Here is a 24215-nt window from a genome sequence, read left to right as displayed (position 1 = left end):
GCGGATCAAATAGGCTTGGCGCTCATGGGGAATTGCGCCCGCCCATGCCTTGCCCCGGCTACCCGCCCTCTCTATTATCCGCCCGCTCCACGCCCTTGCCGACCGCATGTCAGGGGCCAAGAAACAGACACAGACCGACGGCATACTGAGACCAGGAAAGCGGAAATGCTCGACAAACTGCGCAGCGGCGCGAAATCTTGGCTTGCCAAGCTTCTGATGATCCTTCTTGTCCTCAGCTTTGCCGTGTGGGGTATCTCCGGCTCTGTGTTGAACGGAAGTTCCAGCAACGTCGCCGAAGTCGGCGGCCAGAACATCTCCCTGATCGACTTCGACAACGCCTATCGCCGCCGCCTCGACGCGCTTGGCCGCCAGCTCGGCCGGCCGCTGTCCACCACCGAAGGCGCGGCCCTCGGCATTCCGGGCCAGGTGCTCGGCCAGCTCATCGCGGAAGCCGCGCTCAACGAGGCGGCCGACAACATGAACATCGGCCTTTCGGACGAGGAACTGCGCAACGTCATCCAGCGCGATCCGTCGTTCCAGGGCCCGGGCGGGGGGTTCGATCGCAGCCGCCTTGCCCAGCTTCTTGCCGCCAATCAGGTTAGCGAGGACGAGTTCGTCGACCAGCGCCGCGAGCTTGCCAAGCGCCAGCAGCTTGCCGAGGCGCTTGCAGGCGCCATGCCCGCGCCCGTCGCCATGGTCGAGGCGCTGAACCTGCACGGACAGGAAGCGCGCACCGTTCGCTATCTCGACCTCGCCGGCGAGCTTGCCGGCGAAATCGCCGACCCGGACGATGCCGCCCTCGCCGCCTGGTTCGACGAGCACAGGTCGGAATTCAAGGCGCCGGAATATCGCTCCATCAAGGTGCTTGAAGTCACGCCCGAGGCGATCTCCAGGCCCGAGGCCGTCAGCGCGGAAGCCGTGCGGGATGCCTATGACCGGGCGGGCAACCGTTTCGGCGAGCCCGAGCGCCGGCGCATCCTCCAGATATCCTTCCCGAGCGCCGAGGAGGCGAATGCCGCCGCCGCCGCGATGGCCGGCGGCAAGAGCTTCGAGGACGTTCTGGCCGAGCGCTCGCTCGCCGAAAAGGATGTCGATCTCGGCACGCTGACAAGGGCCGACCTGCTCGACCCGACGATTGCCGAATCCGCATTCTCGCTGGCGGAGGGAGAAACCTCCGGCGTCGTGGACGGCCGTTTTTCGCCGGTGATCCTCAAGGTGACCGCCGTTTCGCCGGCCCATACCAGGGCATTCGAGGAGGTCGAGGGCGAACTTCGCGCCGAACTCGCCCTGCGCGACGCCGAACGCGAGGTGCTCGACCTGCATGACGAGGTGGAAGACGCGCGCGCCGGCGGCGCGACGCTTGAGGAAGTTGCTTCCCGCTTCGACCTCTCGGTCAAGCCGATCGGCCCCTTCGACCGCAACGGCGCGGGCACAGACGGCAAGCCCGTCACACTCCCCGAGACCCGGGATCTTCTGAGCGAGGTCTTCGAAAGCGATATCGGCGTCGAGAACGATCCGCTTCAGCTCGGCCGCCGCGGCTTCATCTGGTTCGACGTTTCGGAAGTCACGCCGGAGCGCGACCGCGAGCTGTCGGAAGTCCGCGATCAGGTGCTCGCCAGATGGCGCGAGGAAGAGCGCGCCATGAAGCTTGCCGAGATCTCGGCCAAGGCGAAACAGGACCTCGACGGCGGCAAGACACTGGACGCGATCGCCTCCGAGCTTGGTCTTGAGGTGAAGACCTCCGAAGCCTTCACGCGCGGCCAGGCTCCCGGCGATCTCACCACGGAGGCGGTTTCGGCTGCCTTCAGCGGCCCCGCAGGCACGAGTGCCGATGTTGCCGGCAAGGACGGCCACCGCCTGCTGGTCGTCGTCGATACGATTTCGACCCCCGCCTTCTTCGCCGAAGCGGCGGAGACGACCCAGTTGCGCGATCGCCTGTCGCAGGGCCTGCAGGATTCGATCATCGGCCAGTATGTCGGCGACATCGAAGACAAGGCCGGCGTCAGCGTCAATCAGGCAGCCGTCTCCCAGGTCATCGGCCTTGGCAGCGGCGGCTGATCGTTCGGGCATAAATAAAGGCAAGTCACCACGGAGGAGTTTGCCGGTGAGCAACCTCAAGGCGCTGATCGGGCATGTCGCGGGCGGTGCAGCCCTGACACGCGAGGAGGCACGGGAAGCCTTCGAGATCATCATGTCGGGCGAGGCCACGCCGGCGCAGATCGGCGGTTTCCTGATGGCCCTTCGCGTTCGCGGCGAAACCGTCGAGGAAATTTCCGCCGCCGCCGCCACGATGCGCGCCAAGGCGCTGCCGGTGTCAGCGCCCGCCGATGCCGTGGATGTCGTGGGAACGGGTGGCGACAGCTCCGGCTCCTACAATATCTCCACCTGCTCGGCTTTCGTCGTCGCCGGCTGCGGCGTGCCGGTCGCCAAGCACGGCAATCGCTCGCTCTCCTCGCGTTCAGGCGCCGCCGACGTGCTGACGGCCCTTGGCGTCAACATCAATCTCGCGCCGGAAAAGATCTCCGAATGCATTCGCGGTGCCGGCCTCGGCTTCATGTTCGCGCCCAATCATCATTCGGCAATGAAGCATGTCGGTCCAGCCCGCACGGAACTTGGAACGCGTACGGTGTTCAATCTGCTCGGGCCGCTGACCAACCCCGCCGGCGTCAGGATGCAGATGGTCGGCGTTTTCGCGCCGCAATGGGTGCGCCCGGTGGCGGAAGTGCTGCGCGATCTCGGCGCGACGGCCGCCTGGGTGGTGCATGGCGCCGGCGGCCTTGACGAGATCAGCCCTATCGGCCCGACGATGGTTGCGGCGCTGAAGGATGGCGAAATCACCGAATTCGAGGTGTCGCCGGAAGATCACGGGCTGCCCCGCTCCACGGCGGAAGCGCTGCGCGGCGGCGAAGGTCCGGAAAATGCCGTTGCCCTGCTCGGCGTCCTCGAAGGCAAGCCTTCCGCCTATCGCGATGCGGTGCTGATGAATGCGGGCGCCACCCTTGTCGTTGCCGGCAAGGCGAAAGACCTCGGCGAAGGTATCGAGCTTGCGCGCCAGTCCATCGATAGCGGTGCGGCCAGGGCGCGACTGGAAAAGCTCGTCGCGATATCGAACGGATAGGATCGATGGCCGATATCCTGAAGAAGATCGAAGCCTACAAGCGCGAAGAGATCGCCGCGGCCCGGCGTGCCATCCCGGAGGAAACCTTGCGCGGGCGCGCGGAAGACGCAGCGCCGACGCGCGGCTTCCTCAAGGCGCTTGAGGCGCGGCATGTGGCCGGGGACTATGCCCTGATCGCGGAAATCAAGAAAGCGAGCCCCTCCAAGGGCCTGATCCGCGCCGATTTCGATCCGCCCGCGCTTGCCCGCGCCTATGAGGCCGGTGGCGCCGCCTGCCTGTCGGTGCTCACCGATACACCCTCGTTTCAGGGCAGCCCGGATTTCCTGACGCAGGCGCGCGACGCGGTTCGCCTCCCTGCCCTGCGCAAGGATTTCCTGTTCGAGCCCTATCAGGTCTACGAGGCACGCGCCTGGGGCGCGGATTGCATTCTCATCATCATGGCCGCCGTCGACGATACGACCGCGGCGCTGCTGGAGGATGTCGCCTTCGGCCTCGACATGGACGTGCTGGTCGAGGTGCATGACGAGGCCGAACTGGAGCGGGCGCTGAAGCTCAAATCCCGGCTGATCGGCATCAACAACCGCAACCTCAAGACCTTCGAGACGACGCTGGCGACCAGCGAGCGCCTTGCGCCGATGATTCCGGCCGAGCGGATCGTCGTCGGCGAATCCGGTCTCTTCACGCCCGAAGATCTTGCCCGCATGGCGGCGGTCGGCATTCGTACCTTCCTGATCGGCGAGAGCCTGATGCGCCAGCAGGATGTCGAGACCGCGACCCGCAACTTGCTGGCCGATCCGGCAAGGCCGGCGGCATAGCGGGGTCGCCACCATGTCGAACGACGAAAAGAAGCTCACCCATATCGACGAAACCGGCGCCGCCAACATGGTGGATGTCGGCGACAAGGCCGTGACCGAGCGGATTGCGGTGGCACGCGGCAGCGTGCGCATGCTGCCGTCGACACTGCAAATGATCCTTTCCGGCAACGCCAGGAAGGGGGATGTGCTCGCCACCGCGCGCATTGCCGGCATCATGGCTGCGAAGCGGACGCACGAACTGATCCCGCTTTGCCATCCGCTCGCGCTTACCAAGGTCGCGGTGGACATCACCGCCGATCAGGAGCTGCCCGGCCTTGTCGTCGAGGCGCTCGCCAAGGTCACCGGCCAGACCGGCGTGGAGATGGAAGCGCTGACGGCCTGTTCCGTCGCCTGCCTGACGATCTACGACATGGCAAAAGCAGTCGACCGTGGCATGGTGGTCGGCGATATCCGCCTTGTCGAGAAGCGCGGCGGCAAGTCTGGCCACTGGTCGGCACACTAGCATCGGGGCCTGAATGTCGCTGATCTCCGTCGATGAAGCCCTGAGCCGACTGCTGGACGGCGTTTCGCCGCTTCAGGCCGAAACCGTTCCGCTTGCCGAAGGCAATCGCCGCGTCCTGGCCCTGCCTCTTGCCGCCCGGCGCACCCAGCCTCCCTTCCCGGCCTCGGCCATGGACGGCTATGCGGTTCGCGCGGCGGATATCGCCGGCACGCCCGCGGACCTGAAGGTCATCGGCGAGGCCCCTGCCGGCCATGGCTTCGGCGGAACGGTCGGTCCCGGCCAGGCGGTCCGGATCTTCACCGGCGCGCCGGTTCCCGAAGGCGCCGACACGATCCTGATCCAGGAAAACGCGCGCCGAAACGGCGACACGGTAACCGCGCTCCAGTCCGAGCCGTTGGGCCGCTTCGTGCGCCCCGCCGGCCTCGACTTTCGGCAGGGCGACGAGTTGATTCCTGCCGGCCGGTTGCTTGGCTATCGCGAGGTGGCGCTGGCGGCCGCCATGAACCATGCGAGCCTTTCCGTGATCCGCAGGCCGCGCGTGGCGATCCTTGCGACCGGCGACGAGCTGGTTCTGCCCGGCGAAGAGCCCGGCCCGGACCAGATCATCGCCTCGAACAGCTTCGGTGTCGCCGCGCTCGTCCGCGATTGCGGCGGTGAGCCGATCGACCTTGGCATCGCCCGCGATACCCATGCTTCGCTTGCCGAAAAGATCGCCCTTGCCCGCGAATCCGATGCCGACATTCTCGTCACGCTCGGCGGCGCGTCGGTAGGCGACCACGATCTCGTGCAGGACGCCCTTGGCGGCGAAGGCATGTCTCTTGCCTTCTGGCGTATTGCGATGCGCCCCGGCAAGCCGTTGATGGCCGGCAGCATAGGCCGCATGAAAGTGCTCGGCCTTCCCGGCAATCCGGTTTCGAGCCTCGTTTGTTCGCTTCTGTTCCTGAGGCCGCTCATCGGCGCCCTTCTCGGGCAGCAGGCGCCCCGTCGCGATACCGAAACCGCCCGGCTGGGCGGCCCGGTCGGCCAGAACGACCAGCGCGAGGATTACCTGCGGGCAAGGCTCACCCGTGACGAAAGGGGCGAACTCGTCGTCGTCCCTTACAGCCGCCAGGATTCGTCGATGCTGGCGACCTTTGCCGATGCCGACGTCCTGATCGTGCGTCCACCGCATGCACCGGCTCTAAATCCCGGCGAGAACGTTCCGATTCTGCGGCTTTCCTTGTCGTAACCAGACCTTAACCCTTGCAGAACACATTAGGAACAGGTAGGGTACGTTCATGGTTTGTACCATGACGTTGCCGCGAACCTGTGCCTGCAGTATTGGCCAGGTAAGGCGCCCGTTGTACCGCGCAAATGGTTGCGGTGGCTAAACGGGGCTCTGCTTGTCGCCATGCCGGCGCAGGCCTTTCGGGCGACGTCGGGTATTGGGGAATGTCGGTCTGAGGCGCATGGAACCCGATCGGGGGCAGGCCTGGCCGCAGTTGGGGACGGCGCCGATGCTTACGCGCAAGCAATACGAGCTTCTGATGTTCATCCACGAGCGTCTGAAGGAAGCTGGCGTTCCACCCTCTTTCGATGAAATGAAGGAGGCGCTCGACCTGCGCTCGAAATCCGGCATTCACCGGCTCATCACCGCGCTGGAAGAGCGCGGGTTCATCCGCCGCCTGCCGAATCGCGCGCGGGCGCTGGAGGTTCTTAAGCTCCCCGATTCGGTGGTGCCCGGCCTCGGGGCCGCTCGCGCCCAGGGCTTTTCTCCCTCCGTGATCGAGGGGTCGCGCGGCAAGGTTCCCGCGCCTGCCCCGATCGCGGACGAACACGAGAGCCGCGGCACGGTTTCCATTCCCGTCATGGGCCGCATTGCCGCCGGCGTACCGATTGAGGCGATCCAGACGCACAGTCATTCGGTGGCGATTCCCGCCGATCTCATCGGCGGCGGCGAGCATTTCGCCCTTGAGGTGCGCGGCGATTCGATGATCGAGGCCGGTATCCTCGACGGCGACACGGTAATCATCCGCCGGTCCGACAGCGCCGACAGCGGCGACATCGTCGTCGCCCTTGTCGATGACGAAGAGGCGACCTTGAAGCGGCTGCGCAAGAAAGGGGCGTCCATCGCCCTGGAGGCGGCCAATCCTGCCTATGAAACCCGCATCTTCGGCCCCGGCCGCGTGCGCATTCAGGGGCGGCTGGTGTCGCTCTTCCGCCGTTATTGAGGCTGAATCCGGCCCCATGGCCGGTCGGGACTTCGGGCTACCGCTCTTGCGGCGATGGCCAGCGTTCCGTCGGGCGTCTGCCTGAGCTTTAATGACACGGCGCCCGTCTCATTCAGGACGCTCCTGTCGAAGACCGCGAGCCGTCCGCAGGGGCGCGGAGCGTCGAAGTGCGTGACGACCATGTCGGCGCGCCGGCAATCTTCCTCCAGTGCGGCGGGCCTTCGCACCAGGGCGACGGTGATCGGCATGGCCGCTGCCGCGCCAACTTCGCCATGGGCCCTCCCGACACAGCCCAACCGGTCGCAGTTCCAGTCTTCCCTGCCCAGCCGCCTGTCGATCTGCTGCCTTTCCGGCACCGCATCCGCCCGCAGCCAGGTCGAGGCCTCGAAATTGAGCCTGCTTGCCGCCACCTTCAACTCCCCTGCACCGTCGCGGAACGCCAGGCTTGATCCGTCGGCGGCTATGTAGAGGTCGGGCGAACGGAAGGCCGCCATCAGCACGGCAGCGGCGAGGAAGGGAATGACCGACAGCCGCCGATAGCCGACCGGGAACAGGCAAAGGGCAAGGCCCGCGACGACGGCGGCCAGCACACCGGCAGCGGATTGCGCTCCGACCAGGCCATCGCCAGGCGTGAAGTCGCCCGCCTTCTGGGAGATGGCGACCATCAGGTCCAGCCCCTCGCCCATCACCGCCAGCGCCGGCCCTTCGAGCCCAAGGGGCATCAGCGCGATGGAGAGCACGCCGAAGGGCATCACCACCAGCGTGACAAGCGGCATGGCGAGCACATTGACCAGAAAGCCGAGCGGCGCCACCCGCTGGAAGTGATAGGCGCCGATCAGCCCGGTCGCCGTGCCCGCAACGATCGACGTCAGGGCCAGTGCGGCAAACCCGCCGAAAATGGCCTTCAGGAAACGAAGCGCAAGGCCCGGCGGCATCCCCACCGGCTCCTCGCGTCCGGCGCGCCGCCGCGTCACCTCCTCATAGGCGGCGATCAGCACGATGACGGCGGCAAACGACATCTGAAAGCCGGGCTCCACCAGCGCTTCGGGCGTCAGGATCAGGATGGCGAGGGCCGCCAGCGCCACGCTTCGAAAGGTCAGCGCCCGGCGTCCGAGCAACCTGCCGACGAGTACCAGCGCGATCATCACATAGGCCCGCTGCGTGGCAATCGAGGCGCCGGATATCACGAGATAGAAGGTTGCGGCGGCCAGTGCGGCACCCGCTGCCCATTTGTCGATCGGATATTTCAGTGCCAGGGGCGGAAACAGCGCCAGTGCTGCGCGCAATCCGGCAAAGACCGCGCCGGCGAACAGCGCCATATGCAAGCCGGAGATCGCCAGGACATGCGCCAGACCTGCTTCGCGCAGCGCATCCACCGTCTGCTCGTCGAGGCCGGAGCGGTCGCCGATCAGCAAGGCAACGGCAAGCGCGCCTGCCGGTCCATCGCCCAGGCGCGCGCGGATCCTCTCGGCAATCCCGTGCCTGAAGCGCTCCAGCGCTCCCATCAGCCGCAATCGCAGGGGAGCAACGCCGATGGAAGCCGGCTGCGGCCGGCCGAAGGCATAACCCGTCGCCCCCACACCCTCGAAATACATCCGAAACGCATAGTCGTAGCCGCCCGGGATCACCGGGCCCGGTGGCGGGGCGACCCGCGCACGCAGGCTCACGGCCTCCGCCACCTTCGGAACGCTCTCCGTGCCGCGTATGCTTATCCGTACGCGATCGGGAAGATTTTCCTGCCGAAGCCCTTCGATCCGAGAGACGAGGATCTGAAGGCGTTGTCCCGACTTCGTCGGCTGAACGCTTTCCACGAACCCCGTCACCGTCACCGAACGCGGCCGCTCAATCATGGGAGCCGCGACATGCTCCGTTCGCAGCGTCGCGGCGAAGAGACCGGAGGCAAGGGAGAGCGCCAGCAGCGACATCGTCGCACTCCGCCCCCCGCGATGCGTCATGTAGCTGACCGGAGCGAGAGCGAGAACCGCCACCGAAATCGCCGGCAGCGAGGGCTCGAAATCGAGCCGGAAATAGAGCGCTATCCCGCAGCAATAAGCGAGCGAGGCCCAGACGATCAGGCGACCGCGATCGATATCCGCCTGAAATGCCCTGGGAAGCGCGTGGAAATAGGCGGCCAGCCTGTCTAGGCGGGATTGGCGCGTACCATGTGCGGGCGGTTCCGAGCCTTTCGGCTCAGGCAGCCACCAGCGGCCCGGAAAGCGTCGCTCGCCGAGCCCTTCCTTCTCCGAAAGCCCTTCCGCCTGCCCCGTCGCGGCTCTCACTCCCCTTTCCCAAGGCGTCGATATCTGCGGCCTTGGGCTGCCCCGGCGCTTATGCTACATGAGCCGCCAATCGAGAGATATCCCATCTGTTTCCGCGAATAAGAAAGACCGGCATCCGATGTCCGAGACCGTGATTACCCGCTTCGCTCCGTCGCCGACCGGCTATCTGCACATCGGCGGCGCCCGCACCGCGCTGTTCAACTGGCTCTATGCCAGGGGGCGCGGCGGCAAGATGCTGTTGAGGATCGAGGATACGGACCGCGAGCGCTCCACCCAGGCGGCCGTGGACGCCCTGCTGGACGGGCTCGCCTGGCTCGGGCTCGACTGGGACGGCGAGCCGATCTCGCAATTCGCCCGCGCTCCCCGTCACCGCGAGGTCGCTGAAAGCATGGTGGCGAACGGCCGCGCCTATTACTGCTATGCCACTCCGGAAGAGCTTGACGAAATGCGGGAAAAGGCGCGTGCCGAAGGCCGCCCGCCGCGCTATGACGGCCGCTGGCGCGACCGCGACCCGTCCGAGGCGCCCGCCGGCGTCAAGCCGGTGATCCGCCTCAAGGCGCCGCTCGAGGGCGAGACCATCGTCGACGACAAGGTGCAGGGCCGCATCGCGTTCCCGAACAAGGATCTCGACGATCTGGTGCTGCTGCGCTCCGACGGCACACCCACCTACATGCTCGCGGTCGTCGTCGACGATCACGACATGGGCGTCACCCATATCATTCGCGGCGACGACCACCTGACCAATGCCGCGCGCCAGACGCTGATCTACCAGGCGATGGACTGGGATGTACCGGTCATGGCGCATATACCGCTCATTCATGGACCGGATGGAGCCAAGCTGTCCAAGCGCCACGGCGCGCTCGGCGCGGAGGCCTATCGCGCGCTAGGCTATCTCCCGGCCGCAATGCGCAACTATCTCGCCCGGCTCGGCTGGAGCCACGGCGACGAGGAAATCTTCTCCACCGAGCAGCTGATCGAGTGGTTCGACATCTCCGCCATCGGCAAGTCGCCCTCGCGGATGGACTTCCAGAAGCTGGAAAACATCAACGGCCATTACATGCGCTCCACCCCGGACGATGAGCTGCTGGCCGCTTTCCGCATCTTCCTGCCGCATGTCGACGGCGGGCCGAAGGTCCTGGAATGGCTTGGTCGGGATGGCAATGAGGCGAAGTTCCTCTTCGCCCTCCCCGGCCTCAAGGAGCGCGCGAAGACGCTGGTTGAACTCCTTGACAGCGCTCAATATCTTTGGGTCGAACGCCCGCTGCCTGTCGATGAAAAGGCGGCCAAGATCCTCGACGCGGACGCACGCGGCGTGCTTGGCCGGCTTCACGCCGCTTTCGCCGCCCTGCCGGACTGGAGCGTGACCTCGACCGAGGAGGCGGTGCGCGCCTTTGCCGAGGCCGAAGGTCTCAAGCTCGGCAAGGTGGCCCAGCCGCTTCGCGCCGCCCTGACCGGTCGCGCGACCTCGCCCGGCATCTTCGACGTGCTGGCCGTACTGGGACGGGAAGAATCGCTGGCCCGCATCGCCGATCAGGCGGCCTGAGGGCCTGTGATTTCCGCTGACTTTAGGGCATGATCTCTCCCGGTTGATCAAATATCGGGCAGTGGCATTCCGCACTGCACTATGTGACCAAAGCGCTAGGGTCGTGCGCTTGCGGGCGGCCTGTAAATGGGATACCCAAATCGCGATCGTTCCTCCCGCCGCCGCCAGAGGCTGGGCAGGAAGCCGCGCCGTAACCAGGGCGCGGCTCGAGCGCCGCTGGCGGCAGGCCACATTCTCCAAAGGGGGTATCTGAATGAGCAACAATTCCGCGAAGCTGACGATCGGCGACGAGTCCTGGGACCTTGAGGTCAGCCCCGGCTCCGTCGGCCCGAGCGTCATCGACATCGCTGCTCTCTACAAGAATACCGGTCATTTCACCTATGATCCGGGTTTCACGTCCACCGCGTCCTGCGAATCCAAGATCACCTATATCGACGGCGACGAAGGCACCCTGCTTTATCGCGGCTATCCGATCGAGCAGCTCGCAAACCAGGGCGACTTCCTGGAAGCCTGCTACCTGCTGCTTTACGGCGAACTGCCGACCAAGGCGCAGAAGGACGATTTCGTGCAGCGTGTGACCTATCACACGATGATCCACGAGCAGATGTCGCGCTTCTTCACCGGCTTCCGCCGCGACGCCCATCCGATGGCGATCATGGTCGGCACCGTCGGCGCGCTGTCGGCCTTCTACCACGACTCGACCGACATCTCCGACCCGCACCAGCGCATGGTCGCCAGCCTGCGCATGATCGCCAAGATGCCGACGATCGCGGCCATGGCCTACAAGTACCATGTCGGCCAGCCGTTCATTTACCCGCGCAACGACCTCGACTACGCGTCGAACTTCCTGCACATGTGCTTTGCCGTGCCGTGTGAGGAATACAAGGTCAATCCGGTTTTGGCCCGTGCCATGGACCGCATCTTCATCCTGCACGCGGATCACGAGCAGAACGCTTCGACCTCCACCGTCCGCCTTGCCGGCTCGTCGGGCGCCAACCCGTTCGCCTGCATCGCCGCCGGTATCGCCTGCCTCTGGGGCCCTGCCCATGGCGGCGCCAACGAGGCTGCGCTCAACATGCTGGCGGAAATCGGCAGCGTCGACCGCATCCCGGAATTCATCAAGCGCGCCAAGGACAAGAACGATCCGTTCCGCCTGATGGGCTTCGGTCACCGGGTCTACAAGAACTACGACCCGCGCGCCCGCATCATGCAGAAGACCACGCACGAAGTGCTGGCCGAGCTTGGCATCCGGGACGATCCGCTTCTCGACGTGGCCATCGAGCTCGAAAAGATCGCGCTCAACGACGAGTACTTCATCGAGAAGAAGCTCTATCCCAACATCGACTTCTATTCGGGCATCACGCTTCGTGCGCTCGGCTTCCCGACCACGATGTTCACGGTGCTCTTCGCGCTGGCCCGCACCGTGGGCTGGATTGCGCAGTGGAAGGAGATGGTGGAAGATCCCTCGCAGAAGATTGGCCGCCCGCGCCAGCTCTACACGGGCTATGCGCCGCGCGACTACGTGCCGATCAGCCAGCGCCGCTGATCGCTTCCAAGCCATCGAAACGCGAAGGGGCGCCCAACCGGCGCCCCTTTTCCTTGACTGATTGCGTCCTGTTTCAGCGTATCTTGCGAGCCAACTCGGTGACGATCCGCGCTGCCTTGCCGGACTGGCTGTCACCGTCGTCCAGCCGCATGATGTCCTCAAGCTTCGAAAAGGCTTCCACCTGTCGGCGGCGGGTGTCGGTATCGGCGAGGAGTTCAAGCACTTTGTCAGCCAGCGCCCGAGGTGACGCATCGTCGTCAAGGAACTCAGGCACCACCTTCTCATCAAGAATGATGTTTGGCAGCACCATGCTGTCCACTCCGGCAAAATTCAGGAAGCGGTTGGCGTCCTTCACCCGTCGGTAGAACCAGTCGAGCTTGTAGGCGACCGCCATCGGCACGCCCGCGATCGCAAGCTCCAGCGACACCGTGCCCGATGCAGCAAGCGCCGCATGTGCCTTTCTGAACAGCGCGAATTTCTCCGCCTCGCCCAGCACGATCTCCGGCCTGACCGGCCAGGAGGCGACCCGTCGCCGGATCTCGTCGGCCAGATGAGGCACGGCGGGCAGCGCCACGCGCAGCCCCGCTTTCTTCTCCGCAATCAACGCCAGCGCCTCGCCGAAAGGCGCCAGCAGCCTGCCGACTTCGCTGCCACGGCTGCCGGGCAGGATCAGGAGCAGCGGTTCCCCGGCCCCGGAGATGTCGGGGCGTTCGCCCGCCGTCGGTCGCAACTCGTCGATCCGCTCGAAAAGCGGATGCCCGACATAGGTCGTCGGCGGGCCGCCAAGCCTTTTGTGCACCTCCGGTTCAAAAGGCAGGATTGCCAGCAGATGGTCGACATAGGCCGCCATCTTGCGCGCCCGCCCGGGCCGCCAGGCCCAGACCGATGGCGACACGTAGTCGACGATCGGAATATGGGGCGCCCGTTTTCTCACCCGCTTGGCGACGTTATGCGTGAAATCCGGGCTGTCGATGATGACCAGCACATCCGGATCGGCTGCGATCACCGCATCGACGCTTTGATGCACGCGGCGGATGATCGCCGGGAGCCGCTGTAGCACGGCGGTCAGCCCCATGACGGCGATGTCGGCGAGCGGAAAGATCGTATCGAGACCTTCCCGCGCCATGCGCTCGCCGCCAACGCCCGAGAAGATCACGGCCCCACTGTGCTGGCGCTTGAGGCTCTGCATCAGCCGCGCACCGAGTTGGTCGCCAGACTCCTCGCCGACGACCAGGAAAACCCGCAAAGCCTTGCTCCTGCCGGCCTCAGGCTCCATCCAGTTCTCCCTTGAAGCCATGGAGGAAAAGGCCCTTGTCCCGGGCAGCCGCAAGCGTCGCGTCGCGCTCGGCGATGAAGACACGGCCGGCTTCAAGGGCAATGCCGGCCAAGCCGGCCTGCGCGGCCGCTTCAATCGTCTTCGGCCCTATGGTCGGCAGGTCGGCGCGCAGGTCCTGCCCCGGCTTGGCGCGCTTGACGAGCACACCGATCCGTCCCTTGGCGTTGACGCGGCCAATCCGGCGCAGCTCCGCACACCGCTCCAGCATTGCGTCCGTGCCTTCCGCGCCCTCGACCGCGATCACCCGGCCGCCGAGCGCCACCGCCGCCTGGCCGATATCGAGACGCCCGAGGGCTTCCACCGCCTGACGGGCAAGCTGCATGTCGGCAACCGCCTCGCCGGCCGGTTCCGGCCCGACAATCGCGCCCGGCCCGGCAAGCAGGCTGGGTGCGATCTCATGCGCGCCGATGACGCGAAAACCCTCGTCCTCGAATATACCGATTACCTTGACAAGCAGGCTGTCGTCACCACCCGTCAGCGCCGCGATGATGCGCGGCAGGCGGCGCAGCGTGCCAAGATCGCCCGCAACCGAGCGGAAATCCGGCCGCCTGGTGACGCCACCGATCAGCACCACGTCGTGGCAGCCCGCCTTCTTCATCGTGTCGAAGAGCTTGCCGATCTGGCCCCAGCCAAGCGAGATCGGCTCAAAGCGCTCCAGCGCAGCCGCCGCTTCGCCCTTGATCGCGATGGCCAGCACCTCGCGCCCGGTCGCGCGCGCCGCCTCTACCACTTCGGCGGGCAGCGTGCCGCCGCCGCAGATTACTGCGACAGGCGCGTCATTGCTCGATGCAAGCGCGGTCATCGCCGGCAGGCCTTCACTGGTCGAGGCCGTATTTCGGCGTGCAGAAGCGCCGGTCCTCTTCCACCAGGATGAAATCGGTCAGCTGCTGGACCAGAGGCTCCTGCGGATAGGCCTTGCGCGCGTCCTCTGCCCGCTGGCGCAGTGTGCCCTCCTCGCTCTCGAAGAGTGCGCGATAGGCGCCGCGCAGCGCGTGGATCTGTTCTCGCGGGAAACCGCGCCGCTTCAGCCCGACGAGGTTCAGTCCGCCAAGGCGCGCGCGGTTGCCGGTCACCATGCCGAAGGGAATGAGGTCGTTTTCAAGTCCCGCCAGCCCGCCGACAAAGGCATGCGCGCCGACGCGGGTGAACTGGATCACCGCCGAACCGCCGCCGAAGATGACGTGATCCTGCACCGTCACATGGCCGGCGATCATCACGTTGTTGGACAGGATGATGTCGTTGCCGAGAATGGAATCGTGCCCGACATGGGAATTGGCGAGAAAGGCGCAGCGGTCGCCGATCACCGTCTTGCCGCCGCCGCCTTGCGTGCCCGCATTGATCGTTACGCCCTCGCGGATGATGCAGGACGAGCCGATCGACACCGTCGCTTGCTCGCCCCGGTATTTCAGGTCCTGCGCCTGATGGCCGACGGAGGCGAAGGGAAAGATCACCGTGCCGGCGCCGATCGTCGTCGCGCCGGCAACCACCGCATGGGATTTCAGCTCCACGCCGTCACCGAGCACCGCTTGCGCGCCGACATGGCAGAACGGGCCGATTGCCACGTCCGCGCCCAGCACCGCGCCGTCCTCGACAATGGCAGATGGATGAATGCTCGCCATTTCGTCCTGTCTCAATCGTCCACCAGCATGGCGCTGATTTCGGCCTCGCAGACCTTGGTGCCGTCCACCAGGGCCACCGCGTCATACTTCCAGATATTTCCACGGTTGCGGATCTTGGTGACGTGATACTCCACCCGGTCGCCCGGCATCACCGGCTTGCGGAACTTCGCCCGGTCGATGGTCATGAAATAAACGAGCTTGGGCGGATTGTCCTTGCCGCGCGCAGCGACGCACAGCGCACCTGCCGTCTGGGCCATGCCCTCGATCATCAGCACGCCAGGCATCACCGGCTGGTTGGGAAAGTGCCCCATGAATTGCGGCTCGTTGGCCGTCACGTTCTTGATGCCGATCCCGAACTCGTCGCCACGCATGTCGATGATCCGGTCCACCATCAGGAACGGATAGCGATGCGGCAGTAGCTCCAGCACCCGCATGATATCGGCGCTTTCCAGCACCTTCGTCTCTTCTTCCTGCATGTCCTTCCCTCAAGCTTCCGCACCCAAGGGCCCCGCCCCTTATGCCGTCAATCGGTGGATGACGACCGCTTTTCCGCCAGTTTGCGCAGTACGGCCAATTCGCGGAACCATTGCTTCACGGGCTTGGCCGGCACGCCGCCATAGCGCGCGCCTGGCGGAACGTCGCTTTCCACAACGCTGACGGCCGCGATCTGCGCGCCCATGCCGACGGTCACATGGCCCCGAACACCCGACTGGCCGCCGATGGCGACATAGTCCTGCAGCGTTGCGCTGCCGGAAATACCCACCTGGGCGACGATCACGCAATGACGGCCGATCACCACGTTGTGCCCGACCTGCACCTGGTTGTCGATCTTGGTTCCCTCGCCGATGATCGTGTCGCGATTGGCGCCGCGGTCAACCGTCGTGCTGGCGCCGATCTCCACGTCGTCCTGGATGATCACCCGCCCGATCTGCGGCACTTTCAGGTGGCCGCCCGCGCCCATGGCAAAACCGAAACCGTCCTGCCCCACGCAGACGCCGGGATGCAGGATCACCCGGTTACCGATCATCGCATACTGGATCGAGACATTGGCGCCGATATCGCAGTCGCGGCCAATCCGCACGCCCGCAGCAATCACTGCATTGGCCGCGATCCGCGTGCCCGAGCCGATCTCCGCGCCCTCGCCGACGACAGCGCCGGCCTCGACACTCACACCGTCTTCCAACCTCGCGGTGGCCGCGATACGCGCCTGCGGAGAAATCCCGGCCTCCCGCGTCGCGCCAACGGGCCGGACCGCATCCGGATAAAGCTTCGAAAGGATCTGCCCCCAGGCGCGATAGGGTTCGCGCACGACGATCGGCACCACATGTTCGGGCACCTTCGCCGCGAATTTCTCAGCCACGAGACAAGCCGTCGCCTCCGTCTCCGCAAGGCTTGCCACATATTGCGGATTGTCGAGGAAGACCAACTGGCCGGGCCTTGCCTCGTCCAGAGGTCCCACGCCGGAAACCATCGCATCGCCACCGCCGCGCGGCAGAGAACCGCCGACATGGGCAGCAATGTCATCGACTGTCAGGGGGCGGAAAGGCGGGAAGAAAACCGGGTCGCTCATGAGGATACTTCACTAGTTCATGCGGTCGGCAGAAGAAAGGCCTTAACGAAGAATTCTGCCGGTATTCCGCTTATCCCAGGCGATTGAACAACGGATTGCCCGATTTCCCCCGCCTGAAATGGAACCGGCCGCCCGAGGGGCGGCCGGTCATCAGGATTGCCTGTCCCGCTTCGATCAGAACCGGGTACCGCCGCTCAGACGGAAGACCTCGGTCTTGTCGACGTTTTCCTTGAGGTAGGCCCAGGCAAAGTCGGCGCGGATCGGGCCGAAGGGCGACACCCACTGGATACCCACGCCCACGGAGCCGCGCGGATCGAAGCCATTGGAAGCTACCGTATCGCCCGCCAGCCCCGGCACGCCGCAGGTCGCTGGGGTAACGACGCAATCCTCGATTGCCGGCTCGACGTCCCACAGCGATCCGATATCGGTGAAGACGGCGCCCGTCAGGCCCAGTTCCTTCGGGATATAGGGGAAGGGGAAGCGGGCTTCGGCCGAGGCGTAGGTGTAGAGGCGTCCACCGAGCGCATCGTCGGTCAGCCGGTCGCGCGGACCGATACCCTGGGGCTGGAATCCGCGCAGCCAGTCGCTGCGAAGCTGGAACTGGTCCTGTACCCGCAGGTCATTGCCGATGCTGAAGATGTGACCACCGCCCACGCGGACGATACCGGTCAGGTCCCAATCCGGATAAAGCTCCCGATAGGCGCGCGCATCGAAGGTCGTGCGGATATACTGGCTGTCGCCGCCGAGACCGGCAAACTGCTGGTCGAACTTGGCGTAGAAGCCCTCGCGCGGATTGAAGTTGTTGTCGAGCGTATTGTAGACGAGCGAGTAGCCCGGCGCCGAAGTCAGCGTCTCGCCGAGACCGGCGCGGATAGCCGCCGAAATGCTCGTGTCGGTCAGCGTCGCATTGTCGAGCGAAACATCACGGTTCGAGATGTTGTAGAAGAGGTTCAGACGCAGGTCGTCCTCGATCAGCGGCAGGCCGAAGGAGAAGCCGCCACCCGTCTGCTCTTCATCGTAGTTGCGGAAGTCGTTCGCATCGTAGCTGCGCTGGTACGCATCGAGCGACAGCGAGATCCGCCGGCCGAGGAAATAAGGCTCGGTGAAGGAGAACTCATAGGTGTTGGTGTCTTCACCGGCACCGACCTTGATGCGGACGAACTGGCCGCGACCGAGGAAGTTCTTCTCCTGGATCGTAATGTCGCCGATGACGCCATCCGCCGTCGAGTAGCCGACACCGAAGGACACCTCACCTGTCGGCTGTTCGGTCACGTCCACATTGATGATCACCCGGTCCGGCGCGCTGCCGCGCTCGGTCGTGATCCGCACATCCTTGAAGAACTGCAGGTTCCGCAGGCGACGCTCAGCGCGATCCAGCAGGACACGATTGAAGGCGTCGCCCTCGGCGAGGTCGAACTCGCGGCGGATGACATACTCACGCGTCCGGTCGTTGCCGCGGATATTGATCCGCTCGACGTAGGCGCGCGGGCCTTCCTCGATGAAATAGGTAATCGAGATCGTGCGGTTCTCATAATCGCGATTGGCGCGCGGGCGCACCTCGGCGAAGGCGTAGCCTTGACGGGACACTTCGAGCGTCATCGCCTCGAGCGTCTTTTCGACGTCGAGCGAATCGTAGGTGTCGCCGGTATCGGTCAGGATCTTGCGGCGCAGTTCCTCGGGATCGACGGCGGAAAGCGACGTCTCGACGCCGATTTCACCGAAGGTGTACTGCTCGCCCTCTTCCACCGTGAAGGTTACGTAGAAGACGTTCTCCTCGCGATCGAGATCGGCAACGGCCGAAACGATACGGAAATCCGCGTAGCCGTGCCGGTAGTAGAACTGGCGCAGCAGCTCCTGGTCGGCGTTCAGCCTGTCCGGATCGTAGCTGTCGGTCGTGCGCAGCCATCCCAGCAGGCCCGTCTCGCGGGTGCGGATCACGTCCTGCAGACGGCCGTCGCTGAAATTCTTGTTGCCGATGAACGTAATGCGCTCGACGCCGGTCTTGTCGCCTTCATTGATCTCGAAGACCAAGTCCACGCGGTTGTTATCGCGCGAAATGATCTTCGGCTCGACGGACGCGCGATAGCGGCCGGAGCGGCGGTAGGCTTCGAGAATATTCTGGACGTCCGACTGCACCTTGGCGCGCGTCAGCACCGAGCGCTCGGTCGTGCGAACCGCGCCCTGCAGCGCCTCGTCGGAGATGCGCTTGTTGCCTTCGAACGAAATGCGATTGACGATCGGATTTTCGACCACACGCACGACCAGGGTGCTGCCCTGCTGCGAGATCGAGACGTCCTCGAACAGGCCGGTGGCGAACAACGCCTTCAGCGATTCGTCGATGTCCGCCGGACCGTATTGCCGGCCGGGCCTGATCGTCAGGTAGCTTTCAACCGTCGAATTCTCGATGCGGGTCGTACCCTGCACCTCGATTCGGCTGGCAACCGCGGCTTCAGCCCGCTCTACGCCGATCACCGGAAGGCCTGCGGGAGCGACGGCTCCCGCGCCGAAAAAGGCTGCGGCCACAATGATCGCACGGGTCAAAGTCTGCAAACGCTGCATAGAGACGCTATGCCTTTTGTTTTTCGCGTCAGGGGTCGGCCTCGGCCTCCCGTCGGGACGCAGTTTCGGAAGATTCTTCAATACCGTCAGCCGTTTTACAGGCTTTTGGCAACAACGCAACCGGTCAGATGGGAGCCCTGCCATTTCCTGACAGGGCGTTGCCCTCCGATCACGCCGAGGTGTCCAATGTCACAGTGAAGTCAGGTGCATCACGTCGTTCCAGGTAGCGAAAATCATCAACATCAGCACGATCGCGATACCGATCCGGAAGCCGAAATCCTGCACCCTTTCGCTCAGGGGCCGGCCTCGGATCGCTTCCGCCGCGTAGAACAGCAGATGGCCGCCGTCGAGCATGGGAATCGGCAACAGGTTAAGCAAGCCGATGCTGACGGAAAGGATTGCTGTAAGGTTCAGCAGGGCTGCGAAACCGAGCGTCGCCACCTGTCCCGACACCTGCGCAACCCGGATCGGTCCGCCAAGCTGATCGGTCGATTCCCGCCCAGAGATCATCCCCGCCACATAACTTCCGGTCCTCTCGACCACGAACCAGGTTTCCTTCGTGCCTTCCGAGAGGGCTTCGAGCGGACCATAGCTGCGATAAACGACATCCTCCGGCTTCGGGCTGCTCTGTACGCCAAGAAGGCCGATCCTCTGAGCGTTGCCGAACGGATCCTTCACCTCGCGAAGCTGCGGCGTTGCCGTCACCGTGACGACCTCGCCGTCCCGGTCGAGGGTGACCTCGAGCGGCAGGTCGGCACTTGCCGTCACGATCCGCTGAAGGTCGGAAAACGTGTCGATCGAGCGGCCGTCGATCTGCAGGATGAGGTCGCCCGGTTGCAGGCCCGCAAACTCCGCGGCGCTGCCGGGCTGCACCGCATCGACGCGCGGCGCGATTTCCGAGCGGCCCAGAAAGCCGAAGAGCGCGGCGAAAATGACGATGGAAAGCAGGAAGTTCGCGATCGGGCCAGCCGCAACCACGGCGGCACGCTGCCAGACGTTCTTGCCCAGGAAGGCGCCCTTGCGCTCGTCCTCGCTCATCGCCTCCAGCGCGCCGCGATCCGGTACGCTCGCGGCATTTTCGTCGCCGGAGAACTTCACGTAGCCGCCCAGCGGAATCGCACAAAGCTTCCAGCGCGTCCCCTTGCGGTCGGTCTTGCCGAAGAGCTCCGGCCCGAACCCCACCGAAAAGGCCAGCACCTTTACACCGCACCAGCGCGCGACGAGAAAGTGGCCGAGTTCGTGGAAGAACACCACGACCGTCAGCACGAAGAGAAACGGCAGGATATACCCGAATGCCGAGCCGAAGATCGTCTGAAGCATTTCCATGGTCCTACCCCGTCCGGTCAGGCGTGATTGTCATCATCACCAATAAATAAGTACTTGCCGGGTCAAAGTCCCGTGCGTTCACGGGCAATTTGACGCGCACGCCCGTCGATCGCCATGACCTCGGCGACGGAGGCGGGTTCCGCCAGCATCCCCTCGCCGTCCAGCGTCTCCAGGACTTTCTCGCAAGTTGCTGCAATATCAAGGAAACCGATACGACAATCCAGGAAAGCATCCACCGCAATCTCGTCCGCCGCATTGAGCGCCGCCGTCGCGCCGGTCCCCATCTCCATCGCCCGGTAGGCGAGCGGCAGGGCCGGGAATCGCACCGGGTCGGGCGCCTCGAAGGTGAGCGTCGCCAATGCGGCGAGATCAAGGCGCGCGGCCGGAAGTTCCATCCGCTTCGGCCAGGCCAGACAATGGGAGATCGGCGTGCGCATGTCGGGAGTGCCGAGCTGGGCGAGCAGCGAGCCATCGCGATACTGCACCAGCCCGTGCACCACCGATTGCGGATGCACCAGCACGTCCAGCCGTGCGGCCTCCATGGCATAGAGGTGATGGGCCTCGATCACCTCGAAACCCTTGTTCATCATAGTGGCGCTGTCGATGGAGATACGCCGACCCATGTCCCAGTTCGGGTGTTTCAGCGCCTGCTGCGGCGTCGCGGTCCGCATTTCCTCCAGGCTTGCGGTGCGAAACGGGCCGCCCGAGGCGGTCAGCACGATCTTCTCCACCTCGTCCACATTGCCCGGTTCCAGAACCTGGAAGATCGCATTGTGCTCGGAATCCATCGGCAGGATCGTGGCATTCGCATTCGCAGCCGCCTGCATGAACAGCCTGCCGGCACAGACGAGGCATTCCTTGTTGGCAAGCGCGATCGCCTTCCCGCGCCTGACGGCGGCTAGCGTCGGCCTGAGACCAGCGGCTCCTACGATGGCAGCGACTACCATGCCGGCGTCAAGTACCGCCGCCTCTTCCACCGCCTCGTCGCCGGCGGCGACCGCGATTCCCGTCCCCGAAAGCAGTTCCTTCAGCTCGCCATAGGCCTCGGGATCGGCAACCACCGCCATTCGCGCGCCCGTCCGCTTCGCGGCTTCGGCAAGACCCCTGGCGTTGCGGTTTGCCGTTAGCGCCACCACCGAGAAGCGCTCCGGCGCACGCAGCACGATGTCGAGCGTGTTCTGGCCGACCGAGCCCGTCGCTCCGAGGATGCTGAGATTGAGCTGGCCGTCATTGCCCATGAAAGTAACCCTGAAATTCTGGAGACGCTTTTCTAGCGGGCATAAGCCTCGACGAGGCCCGCGACCGGATCGGAAATCGAACCCGTCACGAGGCTTGCCAGCGCATAGCCGAGGACGGCCGCACCGACAATCCCGTCGACGCGGTCCATGACGCCACCGTGACCGGGGATGATGCGCCCGGAATCCTTGACTCCGAAATGCCGTTTCACCGCCGACTCGAACAGATCGCCGACCTGCGAGAAAATGGAGAGGATCACCGACGCGGCAAGCCACGCCGCCAGCCCGAAGCTGCCCGCGGACAGCCCGCCTGCCAGGCCGATCAGCATTGCAGCCGCTGCTCCGCCGGTCGCGCCGCTCCAAGTCTTCTTCGGCGACACGCGGGGCCACAATTTCGGACCGCCAAGCGACCGCCCGACAAAATAGGCAGCAATGTCCGTCGCCCAGACCAGCAGGAAGAGATACGCCACCGAGACGAGCCCGTATTCGCCGTCCCTCAGCGCAATCAAAGTCACGCCCGTCAGTCCGGCGTAGAGCACCCCCTCGGCCACCCAGCGTCCGCCATCGGACCTAAGCCCGAAGAGGAAGGTGGCCGCCCCTCCAGCCAGCACCAGCGCGAAGGCGATCCCGACTTCGCCGAATGCCACCGCCAGCAGCGCGGCAAATGCCGCCGCATAGGCGATCGCCGTGTCCGCCTTCAGCCGGTTGGCGCCGACGATCGTCAACCATTCATGCAGCAGCAGGATCGTGGTGACGCCGACAAAGGCGGCAAAAGCGACCCCTCCGAACCAGATCGCCGCCAGTGCCAGCGGCCCCAGCACCAGCGCCGAAAGCACCCTGAGACGCAGGTTCGACATGCCGCCGGCCGGCGAGCCATCCGGCAATCCGGCCCCTGCCTCCCCGCTCATGCGTCAGCCTTTTGCGAAAGCCCGCCATAGCGCCGGTCGCGCGCGGCAAAGACGGAAAGCGCTTCGTCGAAGGCCTTCTCGTCAAAATCAGGCCAGTTGAACCGGGGGAAGAAGAATTCGGCGTAAGCCGCCTGCCACAAAAGGAAATTCGAGAGCCGCTGCTCGCCGCTGGTGCGGATGATAAGATCCGGATCCGGCAGGTCGGCCGTGTCGAGGCGACTTGCAATGACGCTCTCGTCAATCTTCGCCGGATCGAGCCGGCCGGCCGCCACGTCCGCCGCAATCTTCCGCATCGCACGGGTCAGTTCGTCGCGCGCGCCATAATTGAAGGCAACAACCAGCTCCATGCCGCTGTTACCGCGCGTGGCCGCTTCCGCTTCGTCCAGCAGGCTTGCGATCGACGGCGACAGGCCCTCGCGTGACCCGATCACCCTGACCTTGATGTTGGCCTTTACCAGCTCTGCCAGATCCCGACGCACGAAACGCTGCAGCAGGCCCATGAGGAAGCTGACTTCCGCTTCCGGCCGGGTCCAGTTTTCGGAGGAGAAACTGTAAAGCGTCAGGCAGGAGATGCCGAGCTTCGCGGCGTGGCGGACGATCCTGCGCAGCGTTTCCACGCCCTGGCGATGGCCTTCGGTGCGCGGCAGCCCGCGCTCCTTTGCCCAGCGGCCATTGCCGTCCATGATAATGGCGACGTGCCGCGGAAAAGCTGCCCGTTCGTGCGGATGTACTCCGGAGAGGGCTTCTCGCTGCACGCTCGCCGTCATTGCCTTCTCCCGCTACGGCCCCGCTTGCGGGCCCGATGAGGCCCGAACGGTCGCGAGCCGCAAGGCCAGGATTCGAATCGCATCCCTATCATCATGACGAAACGGCGAAATTGCGAGCGGCAAGACGAGGCAAAGCCTCTGTCCGCCGTCGATTTCGCCGCGTTTAGCCGTCAGACTTGGGAGATTTCCTGCTCCTTGCGCGCCAGCATCGCATCGACTTCCGCGATCATCTCGTCGGTCATCTTCTGGATCTTGTCGGAAGCGACCCGGCTCTCGTCCTGGCTGAGCGCACCATCCTTTTCCAGCTTCTTGGAGAGATCCATGCCGTCCCGGCGCACATGACGCACGGCCACGCGGGCCTGCTCGGCATATTTATGCGCGACCTTGATCAGTTCCTGGCGGCGCTCCTGGTTCAATTCCGGCACCGGCAGGCGCAGGTTCTGGCCATCGACCACGGGATTGAGGCCGAGATTGGAATCGCGGATCGCGCGCTCCACCTTGCCGACCATGCTGCGATCCCAGACCTGCACAGATATCATGCGCGGTTCTGGCACACTTACGGTCGCTACCTGGTTCAGCGGCATCATCGAACCATAGGCATCGACCTGGATCGGATCGAGCATGCTCGACGAGGCACGGCCCGTCCGCAGACCCGCAAGTTCGGTCTTCAATACGCCGAGCGCTCCGTTCATCCGGCGCTGAAGATCGTCGTAGTCGACATCCTGTTCGGCCATTTTCTTCTCCTGCGTTCTTATTGCCGCCGCGTTGTCTCAGCAGCGGATTCGATCGCCAGTTCTAGCGAATTCTTCGTGTAGTCATATAGCCGGAATATCGAGGCGCGTCAGGCATTCCGGCAAAAGAATTGAACGGGGCATGCAGCTG

The 24215-nt window shown here is 64.9% G+C and carries 20 protein-coding genes; 8 read left to right on the top strand and 12 right to left on the bottom strand.

Translation table 11 applies throughout. The features are described 5' to 3' along the window. Positions 1-165 precede the first annotated feature (165 nt). From H2509_RS05330 to lexA, 6 genes are all read left to right on the top strand, one after another. Positions 166-2058 (top strand): peptidylprolyl isomerase, encoded by a 1893-nt coding sequence (locus H2509_RS05330; protein WP_182163038.1) that lies wholly within the window; start codon positions 166-168, stop codon positions 2056-2058. A gap of 46 nt (positions 2059-2104) precedes the next feature. After that, on the top strand, positions 2105-3118 hold the full coding sequence (trpD, locus tag H2509_RS05325) for an anthranilate phosphoribosyltransferase (RefSeq protein ID WP_182163036.1): 1014 nt from the start codon (positions 2105-2107) through the stop codon (positions 3116-3118). Positions 3119-3123: 5 nt separating this feature from the next. Beyond that, positions 3124-3933 carry an indole-3-glycerol phosphate synthase TrpC gene (gene trpC / locus H2509_RS05320; protein ID WP_182163034.1) on the top strand — a complete coding sequence of 270 codons (810 nt, stop codon included), beginning with the start codon at positions 3124-3126 and terminating at the stop codon, positions 3931-3933. A 13-nt stretch (positions 3934-3946) separates the two neighbouring features. Further along, a complete protein-coding gene (gene moaC / locus H2509_RS05315) occupies positions 3947-4435 on the top strand; it encodes a cyclic pyranopterin monophosphate synthase MoaC (protein WP_182163032.1) in 489 nt (162 codons plus the stop codon). Positions 4436-4448: 13 nt separating this feature from the next. Continuing rightward, on the top strand, positions 4449-5663 hold the full coding sequence (locus H2509_RS05310; RefSeq protein WP_182163030.1) for a molybdopterin molybdotransferase MoeA: 1215 nt from the start codon (positions 4449-4451) through the stop codon (positions 5661-5663). 268 nt (positions 5664-5931) lie between these two features. Next, complete coding sequence (lexA, locus tag H2509_RS05305) at positions 5932-6645, top strand: transcriptional repressor LexA (RefSeq protein ID WP_182163028.1); 714 nt, start codon at positions 5932-5934, stop codon at positions 6643-6645. Here lexA and H2509_RS05300 read toward each other — a convergent pair. Further along, positions 6639-8924, bottom strand: a complete 2286-nt coding sequence (locus tag H2509_RS05300) for a ComEC/Rec2 family competence protein (protein ID WP_182163026.1) — start codon at positions 8922-8924, stop codon at positions 6639-6641. The genes lexA and H2509_RS05300 overlap by 7 nt on opposite strands. A gap of 118 nt (positions 8925-9042) precedes the next feature. Here H2509_RS05300 and gltX point away from each other — a divergent pair, with 118 nt between their 5' ends. Both gltX and gltA read left to right on the top strand, forming a co-directional pair. Further along, the gene (gene gltX, locus H2509_RS05295; RefSeq protein ID WP_182163024.1) at positions 9043-10467 is read left to right on the top strand and encodes a glutamate--tRNA ligase; all 1425 of its coding nucleotides are present in this window, start codon (positions 9043-9045) and stop codon (positions 10465-10467) included. A 253-nt stretch (positions 10468-10720) separates the two neighbouring features. Beyond that, positions 10721-12013 carry a citrate synthase gene (gene gltA / locus H2509_RS05290; RefSeq protein ID WP_182163022.1) on the top strand — a complete coding sequence of 431 codons (1293 nt, stop codon included), beginning with the start codon at positions 10721-10723 and terminating at the stop codon, positions 12011-12013. 73 nt (positions 12014-12086) lie between these two features. On the opposite strand, the gene lpxB is transcribed toward gltA, so the two are convergent. From lpxB to frr, 11 genes are all read right to left on the bottom strand, one after another. Beyond that, positions 12087-13289, bottom strand: a complete 1203-nt coding sequence (lpxB, locus tag H2509_RS05285) for a lipid-A-disaccharide synthase (protein ID WP_182163020.1) — start codon at positions 13287-13289, stop codon at positions 12087-12089. Continuing rightward, the gene (locus tag H2509_RS05280) at positions 13279-14151 is read right to left on the bottom strand and encodes an LpxI family protein (RefSeq protein WP_182163017.1); all 873 of its coding nucleotides are present in this window, start codon (positions 14149-14151) and stop codon (positions 13279-13281) included. The genes lpxB and H2509_RS05280 overlap by 11 nt, the downstream gene beginning before the upstream one ends. Before the next feature lie 13 nt (positions 14152-14164). Continuing rightward, the gene (gene lpxA / locus H2509_RS05275) at positions 14165-14968 is read right to left on the bottom strand and encodes an acyl-ACP--UDP-N-acetylglucosamine O-acyltransferase (RefSeq protein ID WP_182163015.1); all 804 of its coding nucleotides are present in this window, start codon (positions 14966-14968) and stop codon (positions 14165-14167) included. 11 nt (positions 14969-14979) lie between these two features. Further along, positions 14980-15444: a 3-hydroxyacyl-ACP dehydratase FabZ gene (fabZ, locus tag H2509_RS05270; protein ID WP_182163013.1), complete on the bottom strand. Its 465-nt coding sequence runs from the start codon at positions 15442-15444 to the stop codon at positions 14980-14982. A 47-nt stretch (positions 15445-15491) separates the two neighbouring features. Beyond that, positions 15492-16538, bottom strand: coding sequence for a UDP-3-O-(3-hydroxymyristoyl)glucosamine N-acyltransferase (gene lpxD, locus H2509_RS05265; RefSeq protein WP_182163011.1), 1047 nt, complete (start codon positions 16536-16538; stop codon positions 15492-15494). A gap of 174 nt (positions 16539-16712) precedes the next feature. Continuing rightward, positions 16713-19097, bottom strand: coding sequence for an outer membrane protein assembly factor BamA (bamA, locus tag H2509_RS05260; RefSeq protein ID WP_182163009.1), 2385 nt, complete (start codon positions 19095-19097; stop codon positions 16713-16715). Between the two features lie 189 nt (positions 19098-19286). Then, a complete protein-coding gene (rseP, locus tag H2509_RS05255) occupies positions 19287-20423 on the bottom strand; it encodes an RIP metalloprotease RseP (RefSeq protein WP_182163007.1) in 1137 nt (378 codons plus the stop codon). A gap of 62 nt (positions 20424-20485) precedes the next feature. Further along, positions 20486-21661 (bottom strand): 1-deoxy-D-xylulose-5-phosphate reductoisomerase, encoded by a 1176-nt coding sequence (locus H2509_RS05250; protein WP_182163005.1) that lies wholly within the window; start codon positions 21659-21661, stop codon positions 20486-20488. Between the two features lie 32 nt (positions 21662-21693). Further along, positions 21694-22566: a phosphatidate cytidylyltransferase gene (locus tag H2509_RS05245; protein WP_182163003.1), complete on the bottom strand. Its 873-nt coding sequence runs from the start codon at positions 22564-22566 to the stop codon at positions 21694-21696. Then, positions 22563-23333 carry an isoprenyl transferase gene (locus H2509_RS05240; protein WP_182163001.1) on the bottom strand — a complete coding sequence of 257 codons (771 nt, stop codon included), beginning with the start codon at positions 23331-23333 and terminating at the stop codon, positions 22563-22565. The genes H2509_RS05245 and H2509_RS05240 overlap by 4 nt, the downstream gene beginning before the upstream one ends. A gap of 170 nt (positions 23334-23503) precedes the next feature. Beyond that, positions 23504-24067 carry a ribosome recycling factor gene (gene frr / locus H2509_RS05235; RefSeq protein ID WP_182162999.1) on the bottom strand — a complete coding sequence of 188 codons (564 nt, stop codon included), beginning with the start codon at positions 24065-24067 and terminating at the stop codon, positions 23504-23506. Positions 24068-24215 lie beyond the last annotated feature (148 nt).

Source organism: Stappia albiluteola (assembly GCF_014050225.1).
GTDB classification, from domain to species: Bacteria; Pseudomonadota; Alphaproteobacteria; order Rhizobiales; family Stappiaceae; genus Hongsoonwoonella; species Hongsoonwoonella albiluteola.
The sequence above is the reverse complement of the archived record's forward strand: the minus strand, read 5'-3'. Positions and strand labels throughout refer to the sequence as shown.